Annotated in this window: 21 protein-coding genes; 14 read left to right on the top strand and 7 right to left on the bottom strand. The window is 67.7% G+C overall.

Annotated features, from left to right (window positions below):
* Positions 1 to 116: 116 nt before the first annotated feature.
* Genes ACZ7L9_RS24985 through drmB form a run of 4 tightly spaced genes read left to right on the top strand, consistent with a single transcriptional unit; the run spans position 117 to position 11,843 of the window.
* Positions 117 to 4,871: a DEAD/DEAH box helicase gene (locus ACZ7L9_RS24985; protein WP_471418282.1), complete on the top strand. Its 4,755-nt coding sequence runs from the start codon at positions 117 to 119 to the stop codon at positions 4,869 to 4,871.
* On the top strand, positions 4,868 to 6,781 hold the full coding sequence (locus ACZ7L9_RS24980; protein WP_471418280.1) for a UvrD-helicase domain-containing protein: 1,914 nt from the start codon (positions 4,868 to 4,870) through the stop codon (positions 6,779 to 6,781). Before ACZ7L9_RS24985 ends, ACZ7L9_RS24980 begins: the two co-directional genes overlap by 4 nt.
* Positions 6,778 to 10,002: a helicase-related protein gene (locus ACZ7L9_RS24975; protein WP_471418277.1), complete on the top strand. Its 3,225-nt coding sequence runs from the start codon at positions 6,778 to 6,780 to the stop codon at positions 10,000 to 10,002. Before ACZ7L9_RS24980 ends, ACZ7L9_RS24975 begins: the two co-directional genes overlap by 4 nt.
* Positions 9,999 to 11,843, top strand: a complete 1,845-nt coding sequence (drmB, locus tag ACZ7L9_RS24970) for a DrmB family protein (RefSeq protein WP_471418275.1) — start codon at positions 9,999 to 10,001, stop codon at positions 11,841 to 11,843. Before ACZ7L9_RS24975 ends, drmB begins: the two co-directional genes overlap by 4 nt.
* Before the next feature lie 8 nt (positions 11,844 to 11,851).
* On the opposite strand, the gene ACZ7L9_RS24965 is transcribed toward drmB, so the two are convergent.
* Positions 11,852 to 12,508: an ATP-binding protein gene (locus ACZ7L9_RS24965; protein ID WP_471418273.1), complete on the bottom strand. Its 657-nt coding sequence runs from the start codon at positions 12,506 to 12,508 to the stop codon at positions 11,852 to 11,854.
* Between the two features lie 200 nt (positions 12,509 to 12,708).
* On the opposite strand from ACZ7L9_RS24965, the gene ACZ7L9_RS24960 reads away from it, so the two are divergent.
* The 3 genes from ACZ7L9_RS24960 to ACZ7L9_RS24950 all read left to right on the top strand — a co-directional run bounded on the left by ACZ7L9_RS24960 (position 12,709) and on the right by ACZ7L9_RS24950 (position 14,648).
* The gene (locus ACZ7L9_RS24960) at positions 12,709 to 13,554 is read left to right on the top strand and encodes a helix-turn-helix domain-containing protein (protein WP_471418270.1); all 846 of its coding nucleotides are present in this window, start codon (positions 12,709 to 12,711) and stop codon (positions 13,552 to 13,554) included.
* A complete protein-coding gene (locus ACZ7L9_RS24955) occupies positions 13,554 to 13,742 on the top strand; it encodes a DUF397 domain-containing protein (protein WP_471418268.1) in 189 nt (62 codons plus the stop codon). The genes ACZ7L9_RS24960 and ACZ7L9_RS24955 overlap by 1 nt, the downstream gene beginning before the upstream one ends.
* A gap of 306 nt (positions 13,743 to 14,048) precedes the next feature.
* On the top strand, positions 14,049 to 14,648 hold the full coding sequence (locus tag ACZ7L9_RS24950) for a DUF6058 family natural product biosynthesis protein (protein WP_471418339.1): 600 nt from the start codon (positions 14,049 to 14,051) through the stop codon (positions 14,646 to 14,648).
* A 6-nt stretch (positions 14,649 to 14,654) separates the two neighbouring features.
* Here ACZ7L9_RS24950 and ACZ7L9_RS24945 read toward each other — a convergent pair whose 3' ends face one another.
* Positions 14,655 to 15,653, bottom strand: a complete 999-nt coding sequence (locus tag ACZ7L9_RS24945; RefSeq protein ID WP_471418266.1) for a hypothetical protein — start codon at positions 15,651 to 15,653, stop codon at positions 14,655 to 14,657.
* Positions 15,654 to 15,917: 264 nt separating this feature from the next.
* Here ACZ7L9_RS24945 and ACZ7L9_RS24940 point away from each other — a divergent pair, with 264 nt between their 5' ends.
* A complete protein-coding gene (locus tag ACZ7L9_RS24940; protein WP_471418263.1) occupies positions 15,918 to 16,847 on the top strand; it encodes an RNA ligase family protein in 930 nt (309 codons plus the stop codon).
* A gap of 124 nt (positions 16,848 to 16,971) precedes the next feature.
* Here ACZ7L9_RS24940 and ACZ7L9_RS24935 read toward each other — a convergent pair whose 3' ends face one another.
* Positions 16,972 to 17,760, bottom strand: coding sequence for an LPXTG cell wall anchor domain-containing protein (locus ACZ7L9_RS24935; RefSeq protein WP_471418261.1), 789 nt, complete (start codon positions 17,758 to 17,760; stop codon positions 16,972 to 16,974).
* 349 nt (positions 17,761 to 18,109) lie between these two features.
* Here ACZ7L9_RS24935 and ACZ7L9_RS24930 point away from each other — a divergent pair, with 349 nt between their 5' ends.
* The 5 genes from ACZ7L9_RS24930 (at position 18,110) to ACZ7L9_RS24910 (ending at position 22,446) form a co-directional block, all read left to right on the top strand.
* Positions 18,110 to 18,538, top strand: coding sequence for an HIT domain-containing protein (locus ACZ7L9_RS24930; protein WP_471418259.1), 429 nt, complete (start codon positions 18,110 to 18,112; stop codon positions 18,536 to 18,538).
* Positions 18,539 to 18,765: 227 nt separating this feature from the next.
* The gene (locus ACZ7L9_RS24925; RefSeq protein ID WP_471418257.1) at positions 18,766 to 19,542 is read left to right on the top strand and encodes a 2OG-Fe dioxygenase family protein; all 777 of its coding nucleotides are present in this window, start codon (positions 18,766 to 18,768) and stop codon (positions 19,540 to 19,542) included.
* 29 nt (positions 19,543 to 19,571) lie between these two features.
* Positions 19,572 to 20,129, top strand: coding sequence for a 2-hydroxyacid dehydrogenase (locus tag ACZ7L9_RS24920; RefSeq protein ID WP_471418255.1), 558 nt, complete (start codon positions 19,572 to 19,574; stop codon positions 20,127 to 20,129).
* Between the two features lie 13 nt (positions 20,130 to 20,142).
* Positions 20,143 to 21,207 carry a pyridoxal phosphate-dependent aminotransferase gene (locus ACZ7L9_RS24915; RefSeq protein WP_471418252.1) on the top strand — a complete coding sequence of 355 codons (1,065 nt, stop codon included), beginning with the start codon at positions 20,143 to 20,145 and terminating at the stop codon, positions 21,205 to 21,207.
* 381 nt (positions 21,208 to 21,588) lie between these two features.
* Positions 21,589 to 22,446, top strand: coding sequence for a hypothetical protein (locus ACZ7L9_RS24910; protein WP_471418250.1), 858 nt, complete (start codon positions 21,589 to 21,591; stop codon positions 22,444 to 22,446).
* Positions 22,447 to 22,646: 200 nt separating this feature from the next.
* Here the strand turns inward: ACZ7L9_RS24910 and cpt are convergent, their stop codons facing one another.
* On the bottom strand, positions 22,647 to 23,180 hold the full coding sequence (gene cpt, locus ACZ7L9_RS24905; RefSeq protein WP_471418248.1) for a chloramphenicol phosphotransferase CPT: 534 nt from the start codon (positions 23,178 to 23,180) through the stop codon (positions 22,647 to 22,649).
* A gap of 246 nt (positions 23,181 to 23,426) precedes the next feature.
* Here cpt and ACZ7L9_RS24900 point away from each other — a divergent pair, with 246 nt between their 5' ends.
* Positions 23,427 to 23,774 carry a hypothetical protein gene (locus ACZ7L9_RS24900; RefSeq protein ID WP_471418246.1) on the top strand — a complete coding sequence of 116 codons (348 nt, stop codon included), beginning with the start codon at positions 23,427 to 23,429 and terminating at the stop codon, positions 23,772 to 23,774.
* A gap of 115 nt (positions 23,775 to 23,889) precedes the next feature.
* On the opposite strand, the gene ACZ7L9_RS24895 is transcribed toward ACZ7L9_RS24900, so the two are convergent.
* Genes ACZ7L9_RS24895 through ACZ7L9_RS24885 form a run of 3 tightly spaced genes read right to left on the bottom strand, consistent with a single transcriptional unit; the run spans position 23,890 to position 26,735 of the window.
* Positions 23,890 to 24,456: a hypothetical protein gene (locus ACZ7L9_RS24895; protein ID WP_471418243.1), complete on the bottom strand. Its 567-nt coding sequence runs from the start codon at positions 24,454 to 24,456 to the stop codon at positions 23,890 to 23,892.
* Between the two features lie 60 nt (positions 24,457 to 24,516).
* Entirely contained in the window at positions 24,517 to 25,194 is a 678-nt protein-coding gene (locus ACZ7L9_RS24890) for a TetR/AcrR family transcriptional regulator (RefSeq protein WP_471418241.1), read from the bottom strand.
* Positions 25,191 to 26,735, bottom strand: a complete 1,545-nt coding sequence (locus ACZ7L9_RS24885; protein WP_471418239.1) for an MFS transporter — start codon at positions 26,733 to 26,735, stop codon at positions 25,191 to 25,193. Before ACZ7L9_RS24885 ends, ACZ7L9_RS24890 begins: the two co-directional genes overlap by 4 nt.
* Between the last annotated feature and the right edge of the window lie 128 nt (positions 26,736 to 26,863).

The raw sequence follows: 26,863 nt of genomic DNA, 5'->3' as shown, positions 1-26,863 counted from the left end.
CTCCGAGTTCCTGTCGTTGAGTTGTCGGCCGGCCGCATCCCCCGCAGCGGCCGGCCCCGACTCCTCGCACGTTCAGCTCACGGCCACGAAATGGGATCATTTTGAACCACCCTGATATGACGGGCAGTTCGAGCGACTCGTCCGTCATCCGGACGATCAACGAGCAATCGGCGCGCGTGCTGGAGACGTATCGCGTCGACCCGGGCCTGATCCTGGAGCACGCCAACGGTGAGCGGAGGATCACGCAGGGCGGCTACGGGGACCGCCAGTTGTTCGAACTTGTGCAGAACGCCGCCGACGAGATCGCCGCCTCCCCCGGCGGAAAGGTGCATGTCGTTCTCACGAACACGCACCTCTACTGCGCGAACGAGGGGACACCGGTCACCCCGGAGGGTGCGGAAACCATTCTCCGGATGAGCGTCTCGAGGAAGCGCGGGGGCCAGATCGGCCGATTCGGGGTCGGCGTGAAATCGGTTCTGGCCGTCACGGACGCTCCTCAATTCTTCAGTGCCTCGGGGTCGTTCGGATTCGATCGTGTGTGGTCGCACGAAGAGATCCGGAAGGCACGGGGCGGCGCGGTCGACGAGAAGTTCGAGGCGCCGGTACTGCGCATGGCCCGCCCCCTGGACATCGCCGAAGAACGTACGACGGACTCCGTACTCGACGGCCTGCTCGACTGGGCCACCACCGTGGTCCGGCTTCCCCTGCTACCGGGAGCAGCCGAGCGACTCGGCCACGACATCCACGCGTCCGCCAACAGGCACGACGTCCAAAGGGAGTTCCCCGCACGTTTCCAACTCTTCTCCCACCATGTGGGGACGGTGGTCCTGGAGGACCGTCGCCCCATGCCGCAGGTCCGTCGTGAGATCACGGTCGGGCACAAGGGCTTCGCGCACACCATCCACGAGGCACGGACGGGCAAGGCGCAATCGCAGGCGACCTGGAAGGTCTTCACCCACGCTCACCGTCCGACCGCTGAGGCGCGGGCCAGCGCCGGCGAGATGCACGACCGGGGGACGATCGACATTTCGTGGGCCGTTCCCGAATACACCGGTGACACCGTGCTCACCACCCCCAAAGGGCGTGGCGAGTTCTGGTCATTCTTCCCGACCAAGTACCCGATGACCCTGGGAGGCATTCTCAACGGCGCCTGGAAGACGAACGAGGACAGACAGAATCTTCTGGACTCCAGCCCGTTCAATCAGGAGATCATCCAGGTCGCGGCACGGCTGGTGGTGCACTCGCTGCCGCACCTGGCCCCCGCCGAGGATCCGGGCGCATATCTGCCGCTCCTGCCCGGTCGGACCAAGGAGTCGGAGACCCTGAACTGGGCCGACAAGTATCTGACCGAGCAGATCTGGAAGTTGACCGCCCAGCTACCGTCCCTGCCCGACCAGGACGGCGTGCTGCGGATTCCTCGGGATCTCCGCATCCACCCCGCGCCGTTGAAGAAGGTTCCACTCAAGCTCGACTGGCTCCGTATGTGGAACGCCTATCCTGGGCGTCCCTCGAACTGGATCCATCCCTCCGTGGAGGCTGCGGAGTTCCGCCCCGGCAAGGTGGGACACATCCTCGACGAGACGAAGCAGGGCCGTGCGACCGTGCGGGAGTGGCTGGAGGCACTGGTTACCGACGGCACGGCCGAGGCCTCCGCCGTCGCGATCCGCATTCTGGCCGCGATGGTCCGTGAAGCATCCCCCTTCGTGGAGGGGGCCCGCGCGGCGCGCATCGTGTTGACCGAGGAGAGCGGGTGGGTGCCCGCCGTGGTGGGCAAGGTCTTCCGCAGGGCCGTTCAGGACGGTCTGCGCGACGGCACGACGTACGTCGACGAAAGGCTCTCCGAGGACCAGTCGCTCATCAGCGATCTCCAGGCGATCGGCATTCAGGAAGCCGACTCCCGAGGCCGTTTCATCGGTGTCCTCGAACAGGGCTTCATCGGCTACGGTCCCCAGGACTGGGCCCGTTTCTGGGAGCTGTTCCACAGTGCGGGCGGCAGCCAGGTCAGCGGAGAGGTGATCGCCCGCGTCCCCGATCCGATGGCAACGTTGTACGTACGGACGGTCGACGAGCGCTTCCACCTGATGCGGGACTGTCTCCTCCCGGGGCCCGTGGTGCCCGGTGACGGAACCCGGGACCGCGCGGTGGCGGTGGACCTGGACTTCCATTCCGACGACAGGATGGTCTTCCACGAGTTCGGCCTGCGCGCGTTGCCGACCGCTGGACATCGCCCCGTGGACGAGACGTGGTTCGTCGAGTACGCCACGGCCATGTACGACAGCTACTGCCGAACGTTGAGCAGCAGCGCAGGACGCCCGTCCTTCAGCAGGCTCAAACTGGAAGGCTCACCCGTCGGCGGTCCTCTGCATCTCCTGAAGCGGCTGTCGGACGAGGGCCGGGCCGCCTTCGTCAAGGCACTGCCCGACGGGAGCGTCATCGATACCTGGACGATGCAGTTCGGCGCCCAGGTATCGACACGCAAGACCGTCTACTCCCCATTGCGCTGGATGCTTGCCCGCCATGGCAGGGTCCCCACCTCACAGGGCGTCGTCCCGGTCGCCAACGCGGTGGGTCCTCAGTTGCACGCCTATGCCGATGTCCTCCCGGTGGCCGACATCAGCGCCGAGAAGGCGCGGAAGCTGCATTTGCCCACCGTGGTGGACGATGTCCCGCCGAAGCAATGGGATCGGCTGCTGGAACAACTCGGCACCAGCGACGACGACACCTTCGTCGGTCGTACCTATGTGATGCTGACCCGCCTCGAGGTCGAGTTCCCCGAAGGGGAGCTCACCCGCTGCCGGGTCGGGTCGGAATGGTCCGCCCGCGAGGACAACGAGATCGCTGTCGCGGCCACCGAAGCGGAGTATCGCGCTCTTCGTGCGGAGCAGATTCCCGCTCTGCTCGCCGGCAGTCCGGAGGACGCGGCTCTGCTGGTCAAGACCTGGGGCATGCTGCGCTACGCCGACGTGATCACCAGGGAGACCCGTCATGTGGGAATCGGCGAGCCCACTCTGCTGCACGACGAGTTCCCCACACTCCGTCAGCGGATGGGCAACGCGGTCAACAACTACAGGCTGCTGCGATGCTCGGAGCTGGAGGAGCTGACTCGTACACCGCAGGGCACCCGGGCTGCCCCCCTCGCCAGCGCTCTCCAGGGGACCACTGTGCTCGTCCTCGAACCCGAGGACCGGCTGGCCGCCCTGGTGGCCGTGGATCGCGAGCTGCGCTGGGGGTTGAAGGAGACGGGGTGCAGAGCGGTTCTCGAGGCTCAGGAACGGCAGGAGGCAGACCAGGAACTCCAGGCCTCTCTCCGCCGTGTCCGGGAGGCTGAGAGCGTCGAGGAGAAATTGGAGCTGCTCATCGGTGAGGCGGCGCTCCGCGCCGGGCTGCCGCCCGGGCTGCTGGAGAGCGAGCGCGCCGAACTGGGCGGCGTCGAACCGTCCACCCGCCGCATCGCCCGCCTGGCGTACAACGCACACGGTGACGGCGTCCTGCAGATGCACGTCAAGGATCTGTTGGCGGCGTTCCCCAGCCACGCGCCGTCGAGCTTCACCGGGTCGTCGCCTGCTGTGAAGTTCGTCTCCGAGTTCGGCTTCCCCGACTCCTTCGCGGGCGCCCGGGCCCCCTCCCTGCCCCCGAGGGTCGAGGTGTCCGGCCCGACGGAGTTTCCCCGGCTGCACGACTACCAGGAGCAGCTCGCGGCACAGGTCTTCGCCATGCTCGACCGATTCTCGCCGCAGCGCGGGATGCTCTCCCTGCCCACCGGCGCGGGAAAGACCCGGGTCGCCGCGGAAGCCGTCATTCGCTGGATCAAGCAGGTGGGTGAGCTGGGCGGTCCCATCCTCTGGATCGCTCAGACCGAGGAGCTGTGTGAACAAGCCGTTCAGAGCTGGAGTTTCGTCTGGTCGAAGGTAGGTGCCGAGACACCTCTGACCATCAGCAGGCTCTGGACGACCAACGAGGCGGGTCCGGTCGGTGGCCGCCCCCACCTCGTGGTCGCGACCGACGCGAAGCTGCGCAACTGTCTGGGCACCGAGGGGTACGCCTGGCTGCGGGATGCCTGCCTCGTCATCGTCGACGAAGCGCATGTCGCCATCGCGCCCCAGTACACGGAGATCCTCGCTCATCTGGGTCTGACAGCCCGCGAGACACGACGCCACCTGCTCGGGCTCACCGCCACCCCGTTCCGCAACACCAATGATGAGGAGACCAAGCGTCTGGTCCAGCGTTTCGGGGCCCGACGGCTCGACGACGGTGTCTTCTCCTCGGGCGACGCGTACGCCGAGCTTCAGGAACTCGGCATGCTGGCTCGGGTCACCCATAGGGAGCTGTTGGGCGGAACCATCGAGTTGACCAGTGCGGAGAAGGAACGAGCCGATCAGATGAGTCTGTTGTCGAAGGCCGCCGAGCAGCGTCTGGCCGACGACCAGGACCGGAACAAGCGCATCCTGGAGGAGATCGGCGACATGCCGGCCGACTGGCCGGTGCTGGTCTTCGCCACCTCCGTCGCCCATGCCAAGTTCCTCGCCGCCAAGCTCAAGGACCTGGACATCACAGCGGCTTCGGTGGACTCGGCCACGTCCACCGTCGACCGCAGGAAGAGCATCGACGACTTCCGCAGGGGTCGGGTACGGGTGCTCACGAACTACGGTGTCCTGACCCAGGGTTTCGACGCTCCGGCCACCCGGGCGGTCGTCATCACACGCCCGACCTACAGCCCGAACGTCTATCAGCAAATGATCGGTCGTGGATTGCGCGGTCCCCGCAACGGTGGCAAGGAGACCTGTCTGATCCTCAATGTCCGGGACAACATCACCAACTACGACAAGGCGCTCGCCTTCACTCAGTTCGAGCACCTGTGGAGGGCGAAGTGAGCTACGCCTACCTCGGCAGCCCGCCCCTCACGAACGAGCAGCAGGCTGTGGTCGACCAGCCCTGGGACGCCCGACTGTTGGTCACCGCAGGAGCGGGGTCGGGCAAGACGCACACACTGGTCCGTCGGCTCGACGCCCTCATGAGCGACGAGGAGGAAGCTCTGGAGGCGGGCGAGATCCTGGTTCTCAGCTTCTCCCGGGCGGCGGTGCGCGAGCTGCGCGAGCGGATCGCACAGCACGCCCGTGAGGCGCGCCGGGTCAGGGTGCAGACCTTCGACTCCTGGGCCTACTCCGTGCTGCGCAGCGAGCAGCCCGACCGTGACTGGGGCAGTCTCCGCTTCGACGAGCGGATCAGGGAGACGACGGAAGCCATCCTTCGCGGGGCCGTAGAGGCCGGCGAGCAGGGTGCCCCGGCTCACGTGGTGATCGACGAGGTCCAAGACCTGGTGGGCGACCGCCGGGACATGGTGGAGACGCTGATCGACCGGTTCCAGGACAACTGCGGTTTCACCGTGGTGGGCGACGGAGCCCAGGCAATCTTCGGGTTCCAGGTGTCGGACGAGGACGCTCGTGCCGCGGAGACGAACTACTTCTTCGACTGGTTGCGCGCGTCCTTCGTGGACGATCTGGTCGAGATGCATCTCTCCACCAACTTCAGGGCCCGTACCGACGAGGCGCGTATCGCGCTCTCTTTCGGCGGCGCGCTCCAGCGACTGCCATCCGAATCCGCGGAGTCGGACGCGGCCGGTGAGGGCTTCCATCGCAAGCTGGTAGACCTCCTGCGCTCGTGCCCCGATTTCGGTCCTCTGGAGGCGCCCTTCACCATCGGTTCGCTCCAGGCCTACCCGGGCACGTGCGCCATCCTCTGCAGGGACAACCGTCAGGCCCTGATGCTGTCCGACACGCTTTTCTCACTCGGGGTGCGGCACCGGGTGCAGCGGGCACTGCAGGACCGACCCGTTCCCGCCTGGGTCGCCTCCGTCCTGCGCGACACGGGCAGCACCACGTTGAACGAGGAGCGCTTCCAGGCGCTGCTCTCCGCGAGTCCGGTGGCCCCCGTCGGTGACCGTACGAGAATCTGGCGTTCCCTGAGGGGTGCCGCCCGCGCCCCCAGCGGACTCATGGACGTGTCCGCCGTGCGGCGACTCGTCGCGGAGGGGCGGTTCCCCGACGATTTGGCGGCCGTCGAACCCGCCGGCCTGGTGGTGTCGACCGTGCACCGCGCCAAGGGACTCGAATTCGATCGGGTGATCGTGGTCGACCCCCCCACGATGACGGAGCTGCGCAAGCAGCACACCCATGTCGACCCGGCAGCCGAGGCCCGTTCGCTCTACGTCGCGATGACCCGCCCCCGGGACGACCTGTTCCGTGTCGCGGCACCGGACACTGCGCTCATACGCCGGGACAAGGGGACCGATCGCTGGTACCTCGGTGGCTGGAAGTCGTACATCCGCGACGGCATCGCTGCCTCGGGGCGCGACGTGTGCCGGGATCACCCGCCCGGCACTGACGGCTTCACCGACGACGCCGCAATCGTGCAGGACTATATGACGTCGGCGGTGTCGCCCGGCGACGCACTGGTTCTCCGGCCCCAGCACGGGATGACCGTGGCCGCCGACCAGAGCCCCCCGTACACCGTCTTCCACGGCGATCGACCGATCGCTGTCGTCTCGGAGCAGTTCCGCAGGGATCTCCATACATCACTGAAGATCAACAAAACGTGGGATATCAACTGGCCGGTGGAGATCACGGGCTTGCGGGTGGACTGCCTGGAGAGCGTCGCGGGGAGTGCGGCGTCCGGCGCCCGCGCCGGACTGGGCGAGCACGGCATCTGGACGGTGCCCCGTATGTCAGGACTCGGACGATACAGGCGAGCCAGGAAAACCACGCAGGAAGGCATCGACGGATGACGGACGACACGAGTGTTCACGCCGCCCACTACGCGCTGCGCGAGGAGCTCGTCGACCAGCTTCGCAGGGATCTGCTCGGCCCCGGCTCCCCGGACGAGGTCCTGACCCAGGACCCTCCGATCACCACCTACCCGATAGGCGTGCTGTTCCCGCGCGCTTCGGACGAGGCCGCCGAGAAAGCACTCGGCGACGACGCGGCCGAGAGCGATGGGGTGGACGACGCGCCGCTCATAAGAGGCCGCAGGGACGTCGAAGATGCCGTCCCGGAATTCGGGGTCCCTCACGTGGGCGACCGACGTCCTTCATCCATGGGACTGACCTTCGCTGTCGACCCGGCAGTTGCCCCGCGGATCGTGGTGGAGGCGGAAGCCGCGGTCTACGACCCGGTCGATGCGGACGGACGTCCCGTGGCTGCCGAGCGCGCCGAGGCGCGCAGCGTCTCCGAACAGAAGGAGCGCTGGCGCCGGCGCGTCCTCTCCCTGCGCCCGGTGCCGATCGAAGTGACGGTTCCCGACCGGTATCAAGTCAACGATCCCCACAACGGTGTCGATATCGATGTCGTGGTTCGTCCCCGGGCACCACTGAGCGGGACCGTAACCGTGACGGTGACGCTGATCAACTCCCACCGGGTCGGGAAGCGAGCGTTGCAGGATGCCTTCTGCCTGTACCAGCCCCGCCTCACCGTGACGACGGAGTCCGGTGCCCCTGGCTTCGTCGACCGACCATCCGAACGACGCGTGATCGACCCGGAGGTGGCGGCCAGCAGACTGCTTCACCGGCATGCGCCCACCTTCGCGGTGGGGCACGGTTGCTCGGCGGCCTGGGACTGGACGCCTCCGCCCATCGGTGTGCCGAACACCGTGCGGGCCGCGATCGGCACAGTGCGGACCGAGTTCGTCCCGGTTCACGATGTGTTGCTGACCGATTCCAACCCGGACATCGACGACTCGGCCCTGACGATGCAGGGTCTGGCAACGCTTCCCGAGAACAAGATCCTGGCCGCGCTCAACGAACTGATGGCCGGGTACGCCGCGTGGATCGATCACAAGGAGACGGAGGCGGAATCGTTCCGCGGCACGCCGCACGAAGCGCCGGCGCGCGAGCAGATCGAACAGTGCCGTGCAGCGCTCGCCCGGATGCGGCGCGGTATCAGAGTTCTCGGCACCGTCCCCGACGCGATGCAGGCGTTCCGTCTCGCCAATCGCGCAATGGCACAGCAGCGTTCCCGCAGCGAGTGGGTGAAGGGCGGGCGGGAGGGATCCCCGGACGAGTCCGTCGGACGGTGGCGCCCGTTCCAGATCTCCTTCATGCTGCTGTGTCTCGAAGGGATCGTGGACACCAACCATGCCGATCGCGGCATCGCCGATCTTCTCTGGTTCCCCACCGGTGGTGGCAAGACCGAGGCCTATCTCGGCCTGATCGCCTTCACGACCTTCCTACGCCGTATACGACTCAAGGAGCACGGCGGTGGTGTCACGGTCCTCATGCGCTACACGCTGCGGCTGCTCACTCTGCAGCAGTTCGAGCGTGCCGCGGCCCTGATTTGTGCCATGGAGCGGATCCGTCTCGGCGACGAACGTGCCCTGGGGGCGGAACCCATCTCCATCGGCATGTGGGTCGGCCAGTCCGCCACACCCAACAAACTGTCGGTGGCCGAGGAGAGCCTAGTCGAGCTGCGGAAGGAGAAGGAGCTCCAGGAGAAGAACCCCGTCCAGCTGCACGCCTGCCCGTGGTGCGGCACCCGCATCGACGCGCATCAGTACGAGGTCGACGAGGAGGCGAAGCGGATGCATGTCCGCTGCCCCGACACCTGGTGCGACTTCCACAACGGGCTGCCGGTCCACTTGATCGACGAAGCGGTCTACGACGCCCGTCCCACGCTCGTGATCGCCACGGTCGACAAGTTCGCCGCCATGCCGTGGCGTGAGCAGACTGCCGCACTGTTCAATCGTGACCGCTCGGACGGCACCCCGCCGCCGGAACTGATCGTCCAGGACGAGCTGCACCTCATCTCGGGGCCCCTCGGCACACTCACCGGCCTGTACGAGACAGCTGTGGACCTGCTGGCCGAGGAACCGAAGATCATCGCCTCGACGGCGACGATCCGGCGCGCCTCCGAGCAGGGCAAGAAGCTTTTTGCCCGCGACGTGGCCCAGTTCCCGCCGGCGGGCCTCGACTCCCGGGACTCCTGGTTTGCCGTTGAAACGCCCAAGGAGCGCAAGGCCAGTCGCCAGTACGTCGGCCTGCTCACCCCGAGCACAAGCCAGTCCACGCTGCTCATCCGCGCCTACGCCAACCTCCTCCATCGGGCGGCGCAGGTCGGGGCGAGTGATGAGGTGCGTGACGCCTACTGGACGCTCGTCGGCTATTTCAACAGCCTCCGGCTGCTGGCCGCCGCCGAGCTGCAGGTCAACGACGACGTCGACGCATACCTCGGCTATCTCGCCGAGCGGGACGACTGTGAGCAGCGAAAGGTACTGGAGCAGACGGAGTTGACGAGTCGAGCCAACTCGAGTGAGGTGCCCAAGCGTCTCAAGCAGGTCGAGAAGCGACTGCCCCACCCCGATGTCGTGGATGTCCTCCTGGCCACCAACATGATCTCGGTCGGTGTCGATGTGGACCGGCTCGGACTGATGGCCGTCATGGGGCAGCCGCAGACCACGGCCGAGTACATCCAGGCGACCAGCCGAGTGGGTCGGCGCCATCCGGGCCTGGTGGCCGTGATGCTCAACTCGAATCGTTCGCGGGACCGTTCGCACTACGAGAGCTTTCAGCACTTCCACTCCGCGTTGTATCGCGAGGTCGAATCGACCAGCGTGACGCCGTTCTCCTCCCGCTCCCGCGAGAGGGGTCTGCACGCCGTGGTGGTCGCGCTGGCCCGAATCCTGATCCCTGAGGCGCGACCCAATGACGGCGCCGGGCGGATCGACGAGTTTCGGGACGAGCTGAAGCAGATCGTCAGGACGACACTGCTCACCCGGGTCCGGACAGTCGATGAGGACGAGTACGCGGCGACGGCCGCCGCCTTCGACGAGTTCGTCGAGCGGTGGGCCTCGGAGGCCGAGAAACACGGCGGACTCCTGTATGAGCCCAAGCGAGGTCGCAGGACACCGTCACTCCTGTGCGGGTTCGACGACGAAAACGAAGACGCGTGGCCGACCCTGTGGAGTCTGCGCGATGTCGATGCCGAGTCCGCCCTGTTCATGGAGGCAACCCGATGACCCCTCCCCCCTCCCGACGCCGCCGGACCGGCGCTCCGGAGCGCAGCTATCCCCGTCGCGGCTCGGTCCGTCGGGCGCAGATGATCACGACCTATGGCGTCGGTTCGCTGGTCGCCGTCGACAACGAGTCGTTCATCGTGACCGGCATCGACTCGTGGAACATCAGCGAAGCACCGACCATCCACGAGCGACGACTGGCGCGTGTACTCGGCGTGAAGTCGTTCCGTCTGCCGCCCGCTTCCGACGACACGAGCAAGGACGGCGTTCACGTCCGCCGCTTCCCTCTGTGGCATTCCTGTCCGAGTTGCCGCACCCTCCAGCACGTGCGGAAGTTCAACTCCCCGCCGGGAAAGAACGAGTGCGGAGACTGCGAGGAGGAACTCGTTCCGTCGCGTTTCGTCATGGCCTGCGCCAAGGGTCACATCGACGACTTCCCGTACTGGAAGTGGGCGCACCGCAAGAATCGCCAGGAGAGCAGCTCCGGACTCTGCGGCGGCGAGATGCGGCTGCGCACGAGCGGAAAGACAGCTTCTCTCCGCTCGATCCTGATCTCCTGCACCTGCGGAATCCCTGAGGTGTCCATGGAGGGCGCCTTTCGCGGCACCGCGCTGTCGGACCTGAAGGTGTTCTGCAGCGGTCGGCGCCCTTGGCTGAAGGACGCCCCGGCCGATCACTGCTCGGAGCGGCCACGTACGCTCCAGCGCGGCTCCTCCGTCGCCTGGCAGCCAATCGTGAGGACGGCGCTGTCGATCCCGCCATATAGCGACGGACACTTCACCCGGCTCGAGGTCCACATGGATCAGCTCCGAGAGATGTACGCGGCCGGGAACAGGGCCGGGATCGAGATCTACCTCAAGGCCGTCACGATGAACGAGAAGTACGAGTTCTCGACCGAGAAGGTCCTCGCCCTTCTCGAAGCGGAAAACCACGAGGATGCGGGCCCCGACGAGGAACAGAGCAAGGACCACGCCTACGTCGCGCTCCGGAAGCAGGAGTACGAACGGCTGATCGCGGGCCGTCCCGAGAGCGAGACCGACCACGAGGATCAGTTCGTCTGCGAGCCGCCCCGATCGTCCCCGTCCGTCCTGAACCCGTACGGGGTCACGGGCCCGATGCTGGTCAAGCGGCTGCGAGAAGTTCGTGCACTCAAGTCCTTCTCGCGGGTCGACACACCCGAGACCCGCGCGGATGTGCACGAGGCCGCGCTGTCGCTAGCAGAGACGGACTGGTTGCCCGCCATGGAGGTCCAGGGGGAGGGCGTCTTCCTGAGGCTCGACGAGCACCGCCTGGATTCCTGGTCGCAGAGCATGGCGGTCGCGGCCAGGGTCGACCGGATACGGAACAACCACCTGCGCATGATGCGTGAGCGCGCCCAGGATGCGGATTCCGTGCCGGACACGCCTGCCACACCACGAATGGTGCTCCTGCACACCCTGGCGCACGTGCTGATCAACGAGTGGAGCCTGGACGGTGGTTACCCGGCCGCGTCCTTGCGTGAGCGGCTGTACGCGCACGAGACCATGGCAGGCATCCTCGTCTGCACAGCAACGAGTGACTCCGCCGGAAGCCTCGGTGGCCTGGTCGCCCAGGGCGAGCCGGACCGTCTCAGGAAATCGCTGGACGCTGCCCTCGACAGGGCCCGGTGGTGCTCGGCCGATCCCCTCTGCGTGGAGGCCGAGGCGAGCGGGGTCGGCGGCATCAACCTGGCCGCCTGCCATGCCTGCGTGCTGCTGCCCGAAACGAGCTGTGAGCACAACAACGGTCTCCTCGACCGGGCATTGCTGATCGGGACTCCCGAAGACCCGTCCATCGGGTTCTTCAGTGAGGCGCTGCTGCTCTGACCGTGGCGTCATCCGGCCTGGCTCAGCTCCGCCTCGAAGTGCATCTGGGCCCGGTCCAGCGCCTCGTCCGGGTCGTAGCCGTGGGCTCTCAGCCAGTGGAGGAGGTCGGCGATCAGGTCGATCGCCGCCTCCTGCTGAAGCGCAGCACGGGTGCGCCCCCTCCCGGAGCCCTGCGCCACACCTCCCGTGTAGAGGGTCAGACACGCCTCGCTCTTCGCGACCCTCGGGTCATCGATATGCCCAGCGGGCGAGCGGAGTTGGGTGACCAGGTCGCACCAGACAAGCTTGGAGTCCGCGCCGAGAATCACGCCCCAGCGCTCCGACACGGCATCCACCAACGCCAGCCCGCGCCCCGCCTCGGCGTCCGGACCGGCCGAGAGAAGCGTCGGGAGGGCGCGAGTGTCCGGATCCCGGAGACCGATCCGCAAATGCGTGTCCCGCATCTCAGCCGTGAGCGTGCATGGCGTTCCCTCACCGACATGCCGAATCACATTTGCCGCCAGCTCGCTGACGCAGGTCTCTGCGGCGTCGCTCACGTCCGACAGCCCCCACAAGCGCAGATGCAGGCGCACGACTCGCCTCAGCCCGGCGACCTCTTCGGGCTCCGCCAGGAAGGGCAACTCCCACGGCTTTCGCGTCATACAGCCGTCGATCCCGTTCACCACGAGCGCACGCCTTTCGCCGGAGCGAGAACCCGCGCCTCACCCTTCGTGAAGCGCGGTGACTCACAGTCGTTCCACCACGGAGAATGCCAAGCTCAGATCCCTTCATGCAATGTGCACGGTGAGATTCGCTCCTTCGGGTGATTGGCCGAGACCATCAATTCCGATGGGATGGAACCTTCGTTGCACAAAGGGGAGTTGAAGTGGCCGGTTCACCCACAGCACGTCGTCGCCGACTGGCGATCGAGCTCAAGAAGCTCCGCGACGAGAGCGGCCTGACCTGCAACCAGGTCGGCAAGGAGCTCGACTGGAGCGGCTCCAAGGTCAATCGGCTGGAGACCGGCCAAGGGCGCGTGCAGCCTTCGGATGTGGACGCGCTTTGCCGCTTCTACGACACCTCCGCCGAGCTGCGGGACCTGCTGCGATCCTTCGCGAAGGAGTCCAAGACCAAGGGCTGGTGGCACGCGCACGGCAACGCCATTCCCTCGTGGTTCTCGGTGTACGTGGGCCTCGAACAGGCCGCCTCCGGTCTACGCAGCTACCAGGGAGAGTTCATCCCCGGGCTGCTCCAGACACCGGAGTACGCGGCGGAACTGAGCCGTGCGTCCGCCGACCGGTCCCACGAAGAGATCCAGCAACTGGTCGAAGTGCGCATGCGCAGGCAGCAACTGCTCATGGCCGAGACTCCACCGGACTTCTGGACCGTGATCCACGAAAGCACGTTCAGGCATATCGTCGGCAGTCGATCGGTCATGGCCGGACAACTCGAACGCGTCGTGGATCTCGCAAGTCTGCGGAACGTGACCGTGCAGGTCCTGCCGTACGATTCCGGCGCCTACCCGGTGACAGGCCCATTCACCATCCTGGGCTTCCCCGAGCAGGAGGACCCGGACGTCGTCTACCGCGAAGGGCTGACCGACTCGGTCTACCTCGAAAGTGCTGCGGATGTCAGCCTGTACACGAAGGCGTTCGACCATCTCAGGGCGCTGGCCCTCGGTCCCGAGCGTTCGAGCTCATTGATCCGCGAAATCCTGAAGGGGTACTCCTGATGACCCGACCTCCCGCTTTCCCGCAGTGGCGGAAGAGCAGTTACAGCAATGGCACGGGCGGCGAGTGCGTCGAGGTCGCGGACCTGCGCTCGGCAGTCGGCGTACGGGACTCCAAGCGGCCTCGCGGGCCCCACATGGCCGTACCTCACACCGCGTGGGCGCGGTTCGTCACCTCTCTGCGCCCGTAGCTGATGGCGCCGGTCGTACCCTGACGATTGGCATTCCGGAGTCCACGGGGGTAGCGATGGAGCGCGGGAAGCTGATCTCGGGTCGGTACGAGCTGGGCGAGCGGCTCGGTCCGGGCGGCATGGGTGAAGTGTGGGCCGCGCGGTAACTGTCAAGAGTTGTGGATCGGTGGGCGAAGTCGAGGGCGAGGGCGTCCTCGCGGCGTCGTGGTTCCATCGATGGTTCGGTGGGTGCCGAACCGTCCGGCCCGTAGCGTGCGGATTCCTGTGCGGGAGATGCCCGCGCTGGTGACGCCGGAGGGCCACTCGATGTTGGATACAGAGTTGAAGCAGCAGCTCGCCGAGCAGTTCCGCGAGGTCAACGGCGACCATCCGATGACCGATGCCGATGACGCGTATGTCAGTGCGCAGTTCGTTGTCCTGGAGGAACTGTGCGCAGTCCATGGCCGTGATGCCGATGCGGTCCGCCGGTTGATGCTGGGGCGGCGTCTGCCGCTTCCGGGATATCTGCGTTCCGATGGTGCCGAGATGGTGCCGGCCGACCTGTTCGCTCTCGCCGACGAAGCCGGCGGCGTGGACCTGCTCGAAGCGTGGTTCACCGCTCACTGGGCCGACCCGATCACCGGGAAGGCGGAGTGGGATTCCTATCTCAGCGGACAGTACGTGTGCCTGCACTCGGTGACCCCGGCCGCCATTCAGCGCAAGGATCACCTGACGACCGCGATCAGTGCCGCAGCGAACGAGCCGAATGCCGGCTCGGTGCAGTGGTCCGAGCGGCTGCACGCTGTGATCGACGAACTCGACGCGTTGGAACCGGCGTTCACCGCGTATGACCGTCTTCGGTTCGGCGGGCCCACGTCACGGGACACTTGCATCGACGCCATGCGCGCCTGCTTCCCTCGCCCGTGACGCGGGTCAGGTCTCGGCCGGCAGGGGTGTTGGGGCGCCGTTGATCCGGGCGATGCGTTCGCGCCAGGAGAGGGGTTCGGTTTCGGGGTGGGCGGCGGCGCGGCGGCAGGAGGGGCATTCGGATTCGCCGTACAAGGGGCGGAAGACGTGTGGGTCGCCGGGGCCGGTGCATTCGGTCAGCTCGGGCAGGGGTGGGCGTTCGTAGGGCTGGTCCTGGACCGGGGGTTCGGGGAGTTTCTGAATGAGGCGGTAGCGCAGAAAGCCGACGGCTGAGTGGACGCCGTTGTCGGGGCGTTCGGCGAGCAGGGCGTGGCGCAGGTCGGATTCGCTCACGCCGCGCTCCAGCCATTTGACGGCCTCCAGGGCGAGGGCGCGGGCTTCGCGTACGCCCAGGTGGAGTTCGCGGCGGGAGTGGCGCAGGGAGAGCAGGACCCGTTCCGCTGCGGCAAGTTGGGCAGGGAGGGGTGTCGAATCCGACGGGGTCGGTTCGGGTGCCGGTTCCGGGGTGGGCTCGGGCGTCGGCTCGGGTTCGGGGGGTGGGTGGGGAGTGGTCTTATCACTGTGGTCTTCTGCGGGTTTATAGCCACCGACCGTCCGAGGAGCCGGTTCGCCGACCGTCGGGAAGTGCGTACTCGGCGGCCGGATCGTAGGCGCGGGTGCGAGTGCGGGCGCGGAGGGGGTGCCTCGCAGGTGTCGTGCCTGCTCACTCGTCAGGGGGTTGTTCGCGACGAGTTGCTCGGTCAGCCAGCGGCCGCTCTCGCCCTGGCTCCGCCACTCGTGCACGTACCCGTGCTCGACGAGCTGCCCCTTCGCCTTCTGGTACGCGCGGCCCTTGATGCCCAGCTTGCCGGCGAGTTCGCTCAACGGCTTGTACGTGGCATCGTCGGGCAGGCCCTGGACGTACAGGAGCAGGATCTTCGCGTCACTGCTCAGACGCGAGTGGCGTACGACATCGTGAGATGCCTTCGTGAAGCGCGCAGACGGCGCGATAGCATGACGCAGCATTTCCGGTGGCCTCTGGTTCCACTGGTGATGTAGGCCCTCGGTTGGTGTTTGCGGCACCGCCGGGGGCCGCTCTGTGTGCGCGGTGACGCACAGAGCGTGATGTTTTCGTCACCGTACCGCACGTTCTTCATGTCCCGCCACGCGAACGGGACTTCGCATCGGGACCGGCTTGAGTACCGGCTTGAGCGGCACAGCCCTGGCCCGGGTGGGCGTCGAGAACACGTCGGGAACAAAACGCATTGCCCGAACACCGCGCCGCCGTACATGCTCGCCGAACGGGCCGCATCCACCGGCGTCGTCCTACGCCCGCTGCGGGATGCCTCGTACCAACTCCTGCCGTCGTACGACGAGTTCGTGGCCACAGCTCTGTTCGGCCCCGGCATCCACGAGACCTCACCGCTTCAGGAAGGACAGCACAGCATGCTCCGCGCCATCGACCTCGCCGCCCTCAACAGCGCGACCAAGTACCCGTCGATCCCCACCTACCACGCGCTCGACCCGAAGAACGGTGGCCTCATCGAGGACGCGGCTGTCTTCGACGGGGACGTGTACCTCACCGAGAAGGTCGACGGCACCAACGGCCGGATCGTCAGCTTCCCGGGCGGTGATTACGTCCTCGGCAGCCGCGAGGAGCTCCTCTACGCCCGCGGCGACCTGATCGGGAATCCCGCACTCGGTATCGCCGACGCGCTGCGCCCCCTCGCCGACCGCGTCACCCCGCCCACCAGCGGCATCCGGGTCCTGTACCTGGAGGTGTACGGCGGCAAGGTCACCGCGGCCAGCCGCGAGTACACCGGTAGCCGCACCGTTAGCTACCGCCTGTTCGACGCGGCCGACATTCCGCTCGATGTCCTGGAGCGGCCACGGGCCCAGATCTCCAGCTGGCGCGAGGACGGCGGGCAGCGGTTCGTCGACGAGAGCGAACTGAAGCGATCCGCTACGGCGGAGGGCATCGAGCTGGTGCCGCGGCTGGCCACGGTGGACGCGGGTGAGCTGCCGACCGGCATCGCCGAGATGCAGGCGTTCCTGGCCGGTCATCTGCCGACGACCCGCGTGGCCCTGGACGAGGGCGCGGGCGGCAGCCCTGAGGGCATCGTGCTCCGTAACAGCGACCGTTCGGTGATCGCCAAGGCCCGGTTCCAGGACTACCGACGCACCCTCAAACGGCGCACCCAGCCCGCACGTAGCCGCTGATCAGTTCCGCGGCGCCCGACCGCCCCGAGAACCTCAAAGCCCGTGGCCAGCCTGGGGGGCTGACCACGGGCAGAGGTCAATCAACGAGCTCACCGACCACGGAGCCCGGGGGCTCCGATGCGGATCAGTGCTGCTGTGCCTTGCGGCGGCGGATCACCAGGAAACCGCCGGCCGCGACGAGCGCGGCGGCCACTGCGGACAGCAGGGCGACGGGCGCGCCGTTACCGGTCTCGGCGAGGTCGCCCTCACTGTGTGCGGACGGTGACGACGAGGGGGCGGAGGACGAAGCCGCAGGCGAGGGCTTCTCGGCGGTGCCACCCTCCGGGGCGGACGAGGTGGGCGCCTCGCTCGGCTGCGCCGGGGTGGACGGCGTGACGGAGCCCGGCTCGGTGGGGGGCGCCGACGGGGTGGACTCACCGGGCTTGCCGTCGCCCGGCTTGCCGTCGCCCGGCTTACCGTCGCCGGGCTTGCCGCCGCCGGGCTTGCCGCCGCCCGGCTTCGAGTCGTCGTTGCAGTCGACCCAGAAGACCTTGTGCTTGGCCTTGCCGTGCTCGCCGTCGAAGTTCCAGAACAGCTTGTAGTGGCCGTCGGGCAGGGACTGGTCCTCCGAACGGCGGTGTCCCTTGTCGTCGAGCGTCAGGGAACCGGTTTTCACGACCTCGCCCTTGACGTGGGCGGTCGGGGCCCAGGCTTCGATGCGCCAGTCCACGTTCTGACTGGCATCAAAACCGAAGGCGTCGAGATAGAAGGTGCACACGTGAGGCTCGTTCTTACGAAGCTCCTCACCGGTCGCGGCATCGTGGATCTTCACGGTGCCGTTGTCGCCGGGTGCGGTGGCGTACGCCGTAGGGGCAAGCAGCAGGGCCGCGGTGACGGCGGCCGTGAGCGTGCCTGCGGAAGCAACTGTGCGCATGGGCAATCCAACGGTTGAATGAAATGGTCTGCCGTGGGGGGAGTGGATCCCCCAGCTTCCTGCGACTGTGAGCGCCCCGTCAATGCACCTCTGACCACTTGTGTCACATGGTGCATCGCTTGCCCCATTAGTCCCGCATAACGATTGGGAACGGAAATCCGGGCCAGCTCTCGGCGCAAGGGCGCCGGGCAGCACCGGTCTTGAGACCTGGTCAGACGGGTCAGGATCGCGTGACCACTCGACCGCGGTCGTGACGGCAGTCGAGGCGGACGTACCGCTTGGGCCCCCGCCGGAACACCGACCTCAACCTACGTCGGCCGACCTCCCCGGACCTCGCCGTACGGAACCCATGCCCCGCCTACAATTCAATCCACGAAGACGGTTGCAACGACCTCGGCGAACACGTCGAGTCCTCATATGTTGCGAGGTAGCTTTGCCGGAATGTGAATTCTGCAGCATCGGAGCAGGGGAAGCCCCGGCAGAATCGGTCTACGAGGATGACGGGAATCTGGCGTTCTTTCCACTCCGACCGGCAACCATTGGGCACACGCTGGTCATTCCGAAATCCCATTACACCGATTTCTTCGACCTGCCGGGTCCGCCCCTGGCCGGCCTCATGCAGGCCGTTTCGACTGTAAGGAACGGGCTGCGCGCAGCCCTGCAGCCTGACGGAATGAACGTCATCAGTTCTGCCGGGGCAGCAGCTTCGCAGACCATCCCCTCCCCGACCCGCCCGCCCCGGCACGAGCCGCGCCGGCCGAGGCCGGCGAAGTCATGACACCTCCGTCTGGTCGCAAGCGGGTGCGCTTGCCTCCTGGCCGACAAGTCCCGCTGGAGCCTACCCATGGACGCCCTCGCAGTGAACGCGGAGATCAAAATCCATACAGCCGGTGCGTCAACAGCACCGCCGACAAGAGGGGTTGACAGCCTTTCGACCTGGGCATGTCACTCCCGGGGGGGCATCGTCCACCAGGCGTAACAGGGGCATACGGGAGGGGCTTCGGCGTGCAGGGGCATCAGGGGCCGTCGCTGGCGGCCAACGGTTTCGAACGGTTCTCGCTGTCCAGGGAATTCGAGCCGGACCTCATCGACACCTGGCTCGGGGAGCTGAAGGAGGAGTTCGCCGACCTCCCGCCGGACCCCTACGGAGATCCTCTGCTGCACCGCTACCGTCGGCACTCCTGCGCGGTGCTTCTTCCCTGGGAGAAGAAGCTGCACTGGGTGCCCAAGGTCGGCGACGACCGCCTGGGCGAAGTCACCCACTACTTCCAGGGTGGCTACAACCCGGAACACAAGGGGATGGACCGGTTCTTTCCCGCGATCTCCGCACGGGCGGAGTCCAATCCCCTGCTGGAGCGGATCGTCCTGTTCGACTTCGCTCAGACCTGGTGGAGCGAGCGGGAGCAGAATCTGCCCATGCACGTGGGCGTGCACTTCATCAAACTCTCCGTCGAGGACAGTGAGGGAACGGCCGTGTCTTCGCCCAACTTCCTTCACCAGGACGGCGAGCCCTTCCACTTCGCCCACCTCATCTACAAGCGGAACGCCATCGGCGGTACGAACTACGTCGCAGATGTGGCGTGCGCGGGCAACGGCCCCGGTGAGGTGTCCCCCGATCTACTGAAGGCGTCCTTCGATCTGGAGGAGGCGCTGGAGTCCTACGGCATCCACGACGAGCGGGTCAGCCATCACGTCGATCCGATCCGTCGAGGAAACGAATCATGCCCGGGTGAACGTGCGGTGGTGCTGGTCGACATCACCCCCATGGTCAAGGCTGTATGAGGTCTCAACAGGGCCGAAAGCAAGGCTCTGTGAGCCCTCGTCCGACCACTCCCGGAGCCGCCGCCTCTGGGCATCTGTCCCTCGAAGTCGAGGCAAAGACCGCCGGTGTCATCGGCGCAGGCGACATCGGCACACGCATCTGCGCGATCGCCCAGGGGCTCGGCATGCGGGTCCGGTTCGCCAACCGGAGCACCAGGACGATCCAGGGCGCCACGCAGGTCGGGCAGGAGGAGCTGCTCGAAACCGCCGATGTGGTGTTCCTGTGTCTGCCACTGACGCCCGAAAGCCACCATCTGCTGAACCGACGGACGTTCGCCCTGATGAAGCCTACGGCGTACGTCGTCAACATCTCCTCGGACGAACTCATCGATCCGCAGGCACTCGCGGACGCTCTGCGCAACGGAACCATCGCCGGAGCGGGCCTCGATGTCATCGGCTCGCCGGCCCCTTACACCGGGCTGCCCAACACCGTACTGACACCGGCCCACGGCTGGTACACCGCCGAGAGTGTGCACCGGCGAGCGGATACATGGATCGGCACGATCGAAAGCGCGCTGGCGGGCCGACCGGCCCACCGGATCGTCTGACTGGGGGGTTGGAATGAGCGTTTCGCCTGCGGAAATGCTGCGCCTGCACCGTGAGCTGGACAGCACCTCGCGTACGAACAAGTCCGGCCGTTTCCTGTCCGGCTGGCAGACCACACACCCGTACGCGGGCCGGTATCTCGACGGCACGCATGTGGTGGCGCAGGATCCCGGAACGCTCCAGAACTACAACTTCCTCTCCGATTCGGCCTCCTTGACCGATGCCATCACGGGGTTTCACGCCAAGGCGGACGGCGTCGCCTACGAACGGGACGCCGTCTATGTGTCCAGCGGGTCGAGCCCCCTTCTGCTGGGTTCCTTCCTCGCGCTGAAGGAGATGGGGGTGGAGGAGGTCTGCTACGTACCTCCCGTCTACTACTCCTGCTACTACTTCTGCAATTCCCTCGGCATCCCCATGCGCCAAGTCAGTACCGATCTCCTGCACAGTGAGGCCGCCGAGCTCGACCTGCCGGAACGCAAGTCCGCTCTCGTGCTCTGCGACCCGATCTGGGTCTTCGGCACCACGGTGCACGAACGGCAGATAGAGAGGGTCGCGCAGTGGCAGCGCCGTACGGGCTCGTTGGTGCTGGTCGACGGAACGTTCCAGTACGCGCGTTGGGACCGGTCCTCACGTGCCGAGCCGACATCCCGTCTCGACCGGGATCTCACGTTCCGCCTCGTGTGTCCGACCAAGAGTCTGGCCGTTCACGGGACACGGTTCGCCTACCTGCTGCTGCCGCCGGAACTCCGGGAATCGGTCCGCTACGCATGCGCCAACATCACCGGGGCGACCGGCGCGGCCAACGAGCACTTCGCGCGTCGGATCATGGAGGTACTCGACTCGGACGAGTCGAACGACGCGCTGGTGCGGCACATCCAGGCGGAACGGGACCGGCTGCTCGGCATCGGCGTCATACGTGAGGAAGCCGCTCCGCCGGAGGCGGGCTACTACACCTTCGCCGTGCTGGACGACGCGTCGATGAAGGAAGCCATCGTCATGGACCAGCGCTTCTTCGGACTCGACGGCTTCGACAACAACGTGCGTGTGAATCTGCTCTACCCCGGCTGGTCGCAGCCCTGAGACGTCGAACGGCCGATCCGGACCCCGATGGGGACCGGATGACCGAGGGCGAGACCCTGGCCGGGCTGCTCGCGGCGGCCGTTTGAGGGACTGGATGCTCAGGGCGTCGTCGGTGACGTCCTCCAGGCTGCGTCCGTCGGCATCGGCCCGGCCTTGCAGGACCCGCTGGATGCGTTCGCCGGCGACGGCGCCGGGGCCGAACGAGTGCCTTGCGACCGGTTTCCGGGACGCCCGACGGGACGTTTCAGGAGGCTGGCGGTCCGTGCGGAAAGTGGCTCCTGGCCGGTCGCGCCGACGCGTCGATTTCCGGCCACAACACAACGCCCCTTACGCTGCAACACATCGGTCACCAACGGTCGGCCGGGAGAGAAGGACGACAACATGACCTCCGAGACCAAGACTCTCGACACCATCGATGCCACAACTGCCGTACTGCAGGCGGAACTTCCGCGTCTGGAGCAGCACCAGCAGACCCTCGAAAAGGAACTCGCGACAGTCACCGAGCGCCTGGAGTCGGTGCGTACCGCGCTGACGGCTCTGCGCGTGCTGTCCACTGCTCCTGTTCCCTCCTCGAACACGGGGACGGAGGACATCCGGGCCGAGGGCACCAAGGTTGCGGATGTCCCGGCAGGGGACGTCAAGACTGAGGACGTGACGGCGGAAGCCGAGGCCGGGGCGGAGAGCGTTGTCGCTCCCCGGATTCCGCAGCAGGCGCAGAAGTCCATCGCCACCGCCGTCCAGGCAGAAGCCCCGCAGGAGCGGGAGCAGGAGGCGACGGCGGCAACCCCTGCGCGCCGCACCGCACGTAAGGCGTCCGCGCCCAAGGCTCGCAAGCAGGCTACGGCCAAGCCGCAGAGCACGCGCGGCCAGGCCAAGAAGGACGTCGCCGTCAAGGACACCAAGGCCGCCGCCAAGCCCGCCGCGGCAGCCAAGGCCACCAAGGCCGCCGCCAAGCCCGCCACCAAGGCCGCCACCAAGCCCGCCAAGGCCAAGGCGCCGAAGAAGGCGGCGCCCGCCGCACCGGTCGTCGACGACAGCGGCAGCCTCACCGAGATGGCCATGAAGGTGCTGTCGACGTTCGGCGACACCCCCGTCCGCGCCCGCGAAGTCACGAAGGCGCTGGGGCGTGAGCTCACCCCCAACAGCATCAACACCGTACGCAGCACCCTCGACCGGCTCGTCGCCACCTCCCGGGCCCACCGGGCCGGCCGGGGCCTCTACCAGGCACCCGCCAACTGACGTCTCCCGCAAGGGAATCAGCAGTAGCCGCTCGAACCCGCCCCCGTCACGGCCCGCAGGCCGTCACGGGGGCGAAGGCCGTCACGGGCGGGGCGAAGACGCTCCTGAACCCGTGCACCGGCGGTCGTCGGTGAGCCGGAACCCGGCGAACTGCAGTGCTGTGTCCGGAATCGATCAGTGGCGCGGTGGACTGCCCCCGGTCACTCGATGTGGCCGGCGATGATCCGCGCGCACTCGATGGACTCGCTCCGCGTCGTGTCCACCTCCAGGTCGTAGGTCACGCCCCGGTGGACCACGTCCGCCTGTGCGGCCGCCATGCCGGGTACCCGGTCACCCCGCGCGATCTCCCGGGCCGCGGCGACGGCGCTCTCGCACCGGACTCCGACCCACAGCACCCGCAGCCCGCCGAGCGCCTTCTGCCATCGCTGCTGGGAAGCCGCGCCGCCGAGGAACACCTCGTCGACGATCACTCCGGCTCCGGTGCGTGCCATCGTGGCGACGCCCTCGATCCACGCCGTCTCCAACGTACGGAACTCGGGGCCGACGATCACCTCCCCGTCGGGAGCGAACTCGATGCCCGCGTCCGACGCACGCATGGCCGCGGGCATCGCGTCGACCAGTGTGTCGCACCCGAAGGTCAGCCACGAGTCCGACAACACCGACTGCAGACACCGGGCGATCCCGGACTTCCCCGAGCTGGAGCCACCGTTGAGCACAATCATCTGCGTCTTCATCGGGCCACCCTAGGACGCGCCCCCACCGACATCGCGCCCACCCACGGGACGGAAAGGGCGGGTGCCGGCGGACCGGTCCCGCCCTCGGTGGTCAACTCTGGGGGCCACACGCATGACCCACATGGCCGTCGGCAGAACCGATTCAGCGGCTCCCGTCCGGGTGACGGCACCCGCATTCGGCCGTAACCGCAGGTCAGGGACTCACACTTGGGCCGTTTCCGCTTCCCCCGTACAAGGAGTGCCCTCATGCGTCTTCGTTCCACCGTGGCCGCCGCCTTCGGCGCGCTCGCGCTCATCATGGCCGTGCCGACCTCGGCCGGTGCGGCCTCCGGCGACTTCGCGTACACGTACACCGGTCTCGACGGCTCGCCACAGCTCGGCTTCCTTGTCGACCCGCCGAGCCGGATGTGCATCACCCTGCCCGAGGTCGCCGACCCCGCTTCGTCGAACCCCGCCCACACTCCGTTGAACCTCACCGACGCCACCGCGACGGTCTTCACCGACGCCGACTGCCAGGGCGACTACTTCACCCTCCGGCCCTTCGGCGGCCACGCCTCCAGCCGGCTGAAGCTCCGCTCGGTCGTCTTCAGCTGATCCCCTCCCCGACCCGCCCGCCCCGGTACGAGCCGCGTCGCGCTCGTACCGGGGTGATGCGTGGCCGCGTCGGCGCCCTCGCCCCGCCGCGGCGCGACCGGCCGTCCGGCGGGCGTCAGCGGTAGTCCTCCGGGTGGCCCTGCATCCAGGTGTTGATGCGGTCGCGGGTGCCGAGCAGTTCGGAGCGGTGCTTCTCCAGGTTGTCCGTGGTGGTGTCACCGTTCAGCGTCCTGCGCAGGGTGCTGATCCGGGCCAACGGCTCCTTGAAGTGGGCGGGGCCCTGACCGTCCGCCTTCATCGCCTTCTCCAGGCGCACCAGTTCGTCGTGGACCCGGCCCAGGAAGTAGGCGCAGTTCGGTGATCCCGGGGTGCAGGTGTCTTTCAGCGTCGCTTGGAGGCCCGCGAAGGCGTCGCGTACGGCCTCCGGTCTGTTGCCGGCCTCCTCGGCCGCCGCATTCGCCTCCGCCGCCGCGCTCGCCGCGTCCGAGGCGCTCTGCTCGGCAGCGGCGTCCTCGGCCGTCTTGGCCATGACCGACGCGTTCACGGACGGCGCCACGTACGGAACGTCGTCACCCGGCCCCTGCGACGTGGTCGCGCCGGTGCAGCCCACCAGGGCCGACCCGAGAACTGCTGCCGCGGCCACGGCCGTTGCGGTGGTGCGCACATTGGTGCGGATAGACATGAGGCCCCCCTCGTCCGGATGGCCCAGACCATACATGCCCGGCCCGGCGCCGCCGGTCCCTCACTCCGTGATCAAGGCCTGCAACGCGGGCGCGTACAGGTCCGCGATGTGTTCGGGGGTGGCGTCCGCGCCGGCGCCTTCGCGGTGGAGGCTGAGGGTGGCGCCGAGGCCGAGGAGGTGTCCGGCGATCAGCTCGGCACGCAGGGTGGGTTCGGGCCCGGAGAGGCGGGCGGCCAGGGAGTCGGTGACCTGTTCGTGGAAACGGTCGCGCAGCAGGGAGCGTTCGTCGCGGTTGCCGAGCGAGAACACGACCCGCAGCAGTGGGTCGGACTGCAGTTCGCGACGGCGGCGCACCAGCGTCACCACCATGTGGCGGCCCAGCATGTCGAGCGGGGCATCGAAGAGTTCGGCGGCGGCCGGGCCGAAGTCGGCGACGGTGTTGAAGAGTTCTTCCTTACGGCCGAAATGCTTCACGACCAGGGACGGGCTCACTCCGGCGTCGGCCGCTATGCCCCTGATGGTCACATCGGCGTACGGACGCTGCGTGAACGCCCGGCGCGCGGCGCGCAGGATCGAGTCCCGGCCCGTGCCCGGATCGGTGACGGCGGAGATGGCGGTGGCGGTGGCCGCACCGGTGGCGGTGGAGATGGCGGTTGCGGTGGCCGTGGTCGGCTCCGGTCCCGCCGCCGGTCCTGGCGCCGACGCCGGTCCCGGTACGGTGGCCTGGCCGCTGATCATGCGCCCTCCTGGGTCTCCCGGATCTCCTGGACCGGCATCGTCCGCACGCCGTCCTTGCGGTCGCCCGGGACGTTGCGGCTGCTCCCTTCGACCGTACCCGTACCCGCCGCCACGGGTGCACGGCTGCCCGGCAGGCACAGCGTGACCAGCAGCGCCGCGAGCGCCGCGCCCGCCGCTATCAGGAAGACCACCTGGTAGGCGTGGAGCGTCGGGGCGGCCCGGCCACCCACCAGGAAGGTGAGGTTGGCGAGGACCGCGGCCACCGTCGCGCTGCAGAAGGCCTGCCCGATCGACCTCATCAAGGTGTTGAGGCCGTTGGCCGCGCCCGTCTCGCTGACCGGGACGCCGCGCATGACCAGCGCGGGCAGTGCCGAATACGCGATGGCCGTGCCCGAGGCGACGACTGTCGCACCCGCGATGATCAGCCAGAGGCTGTGGCTGGTGAAGTACCGCACCACGTATCCGGCCGCGATCACACCCGCCGCCAGCGCCAGGCTGACCTTCGGACCGTACCTTCCGGAGATCCGCGCCGAGACCGGCGAGAGCGCCACCATCATCACGCCGCCCGGCAACAGACACAGCCCGCTGACGACGAGCGAGGCGCCGAGCCCGTAACCCGTCGCCTTCGGCTCCTGCACCATCTGCGCGGTGACCAGGGAGTTGGCGTAGAAGGCGAAGCCGATCAGCAGTGCGGCGACGTTGGTGAGCAGGACGGCCGGGCGGGCCGAGACCCGCAGATCGACCATGGGCGTCGGCACGCGGAGCTCGTACGCGCCCCAGAGCAGCGCCACCACCACGGCGGCCGCCAGCAGACCCACCGTACGCACCGACGTCCAGCCCCAGTCGGCGCCCTGGGTGACCGCGAGCAACAGACAGACCAGGGCCCCGGACAGCCCCAACGCACCGACGGCGTCGAAACGGCCACGGGTGCGGAGCGGGGATTCCGGTACGCACCACAGCACCAGCACGATGTCGATGACGCCGATCACGCCCGAGACCCAGAACATCGTGTGCCAGTCGAAGTTCTCCACGACGAGCGCCGCGACCGGCAGCCCGACCGCCGCACCGATGCCGAGCGTCGAGCTCATCAGCGCCACGGCGGACAGCACCCGCTCGGGCGGGAGTTCGTCGCGCAGGATGCTGATGCCCAGCGGGACGACGGCGAGCGCCGCACCCTGCAGAGCGCGGCCGGTGATCAGCACGCCGATGTGGGAGCTGACCGCGCACAGGACCGAGCCCACCACCAGCACGAGGAGCGAGGCGATGAGCACCCGCCGCTTGCCGTACATGTCACCGACCCGGCCCAGGACGGGTGTGAACACGGCGCCGGTCAGCAGGGTGACGGTGACCAGCCAGCTGGCGGCGGCCGGGGTGGCGCCGGTCAGGGCCGGGATGTGCGGAAGCAGGGGTACGACGATCGTCTGCATCACCGCGACCACGACACCGCAGAACGCCAGCACGCCGACGGCGAAGCGGGGGTGCGGGGCCTCATTCGTGGCGGCGGTCGGGGCAGGTATGTCGGCGGGTATGTCCGCGGGCATGGCTCTCCGTACGGTGCTCGGCGGCAAGGGTGTCGCGCGCGGGCGCCGCACGAGAGCACGACGCAGGGGTGTACATGCGTTCACCCCCAGAGTAAACGCATGTGCACCCCCTCCGCGACCGTTTGTCC

It is taken from the genome of Streptomyces sp. NPDC111516, assembly GCF_055635345.1.
This window is presented reverse-complemented; position numbering and strand designations above follow the sequence as displayed.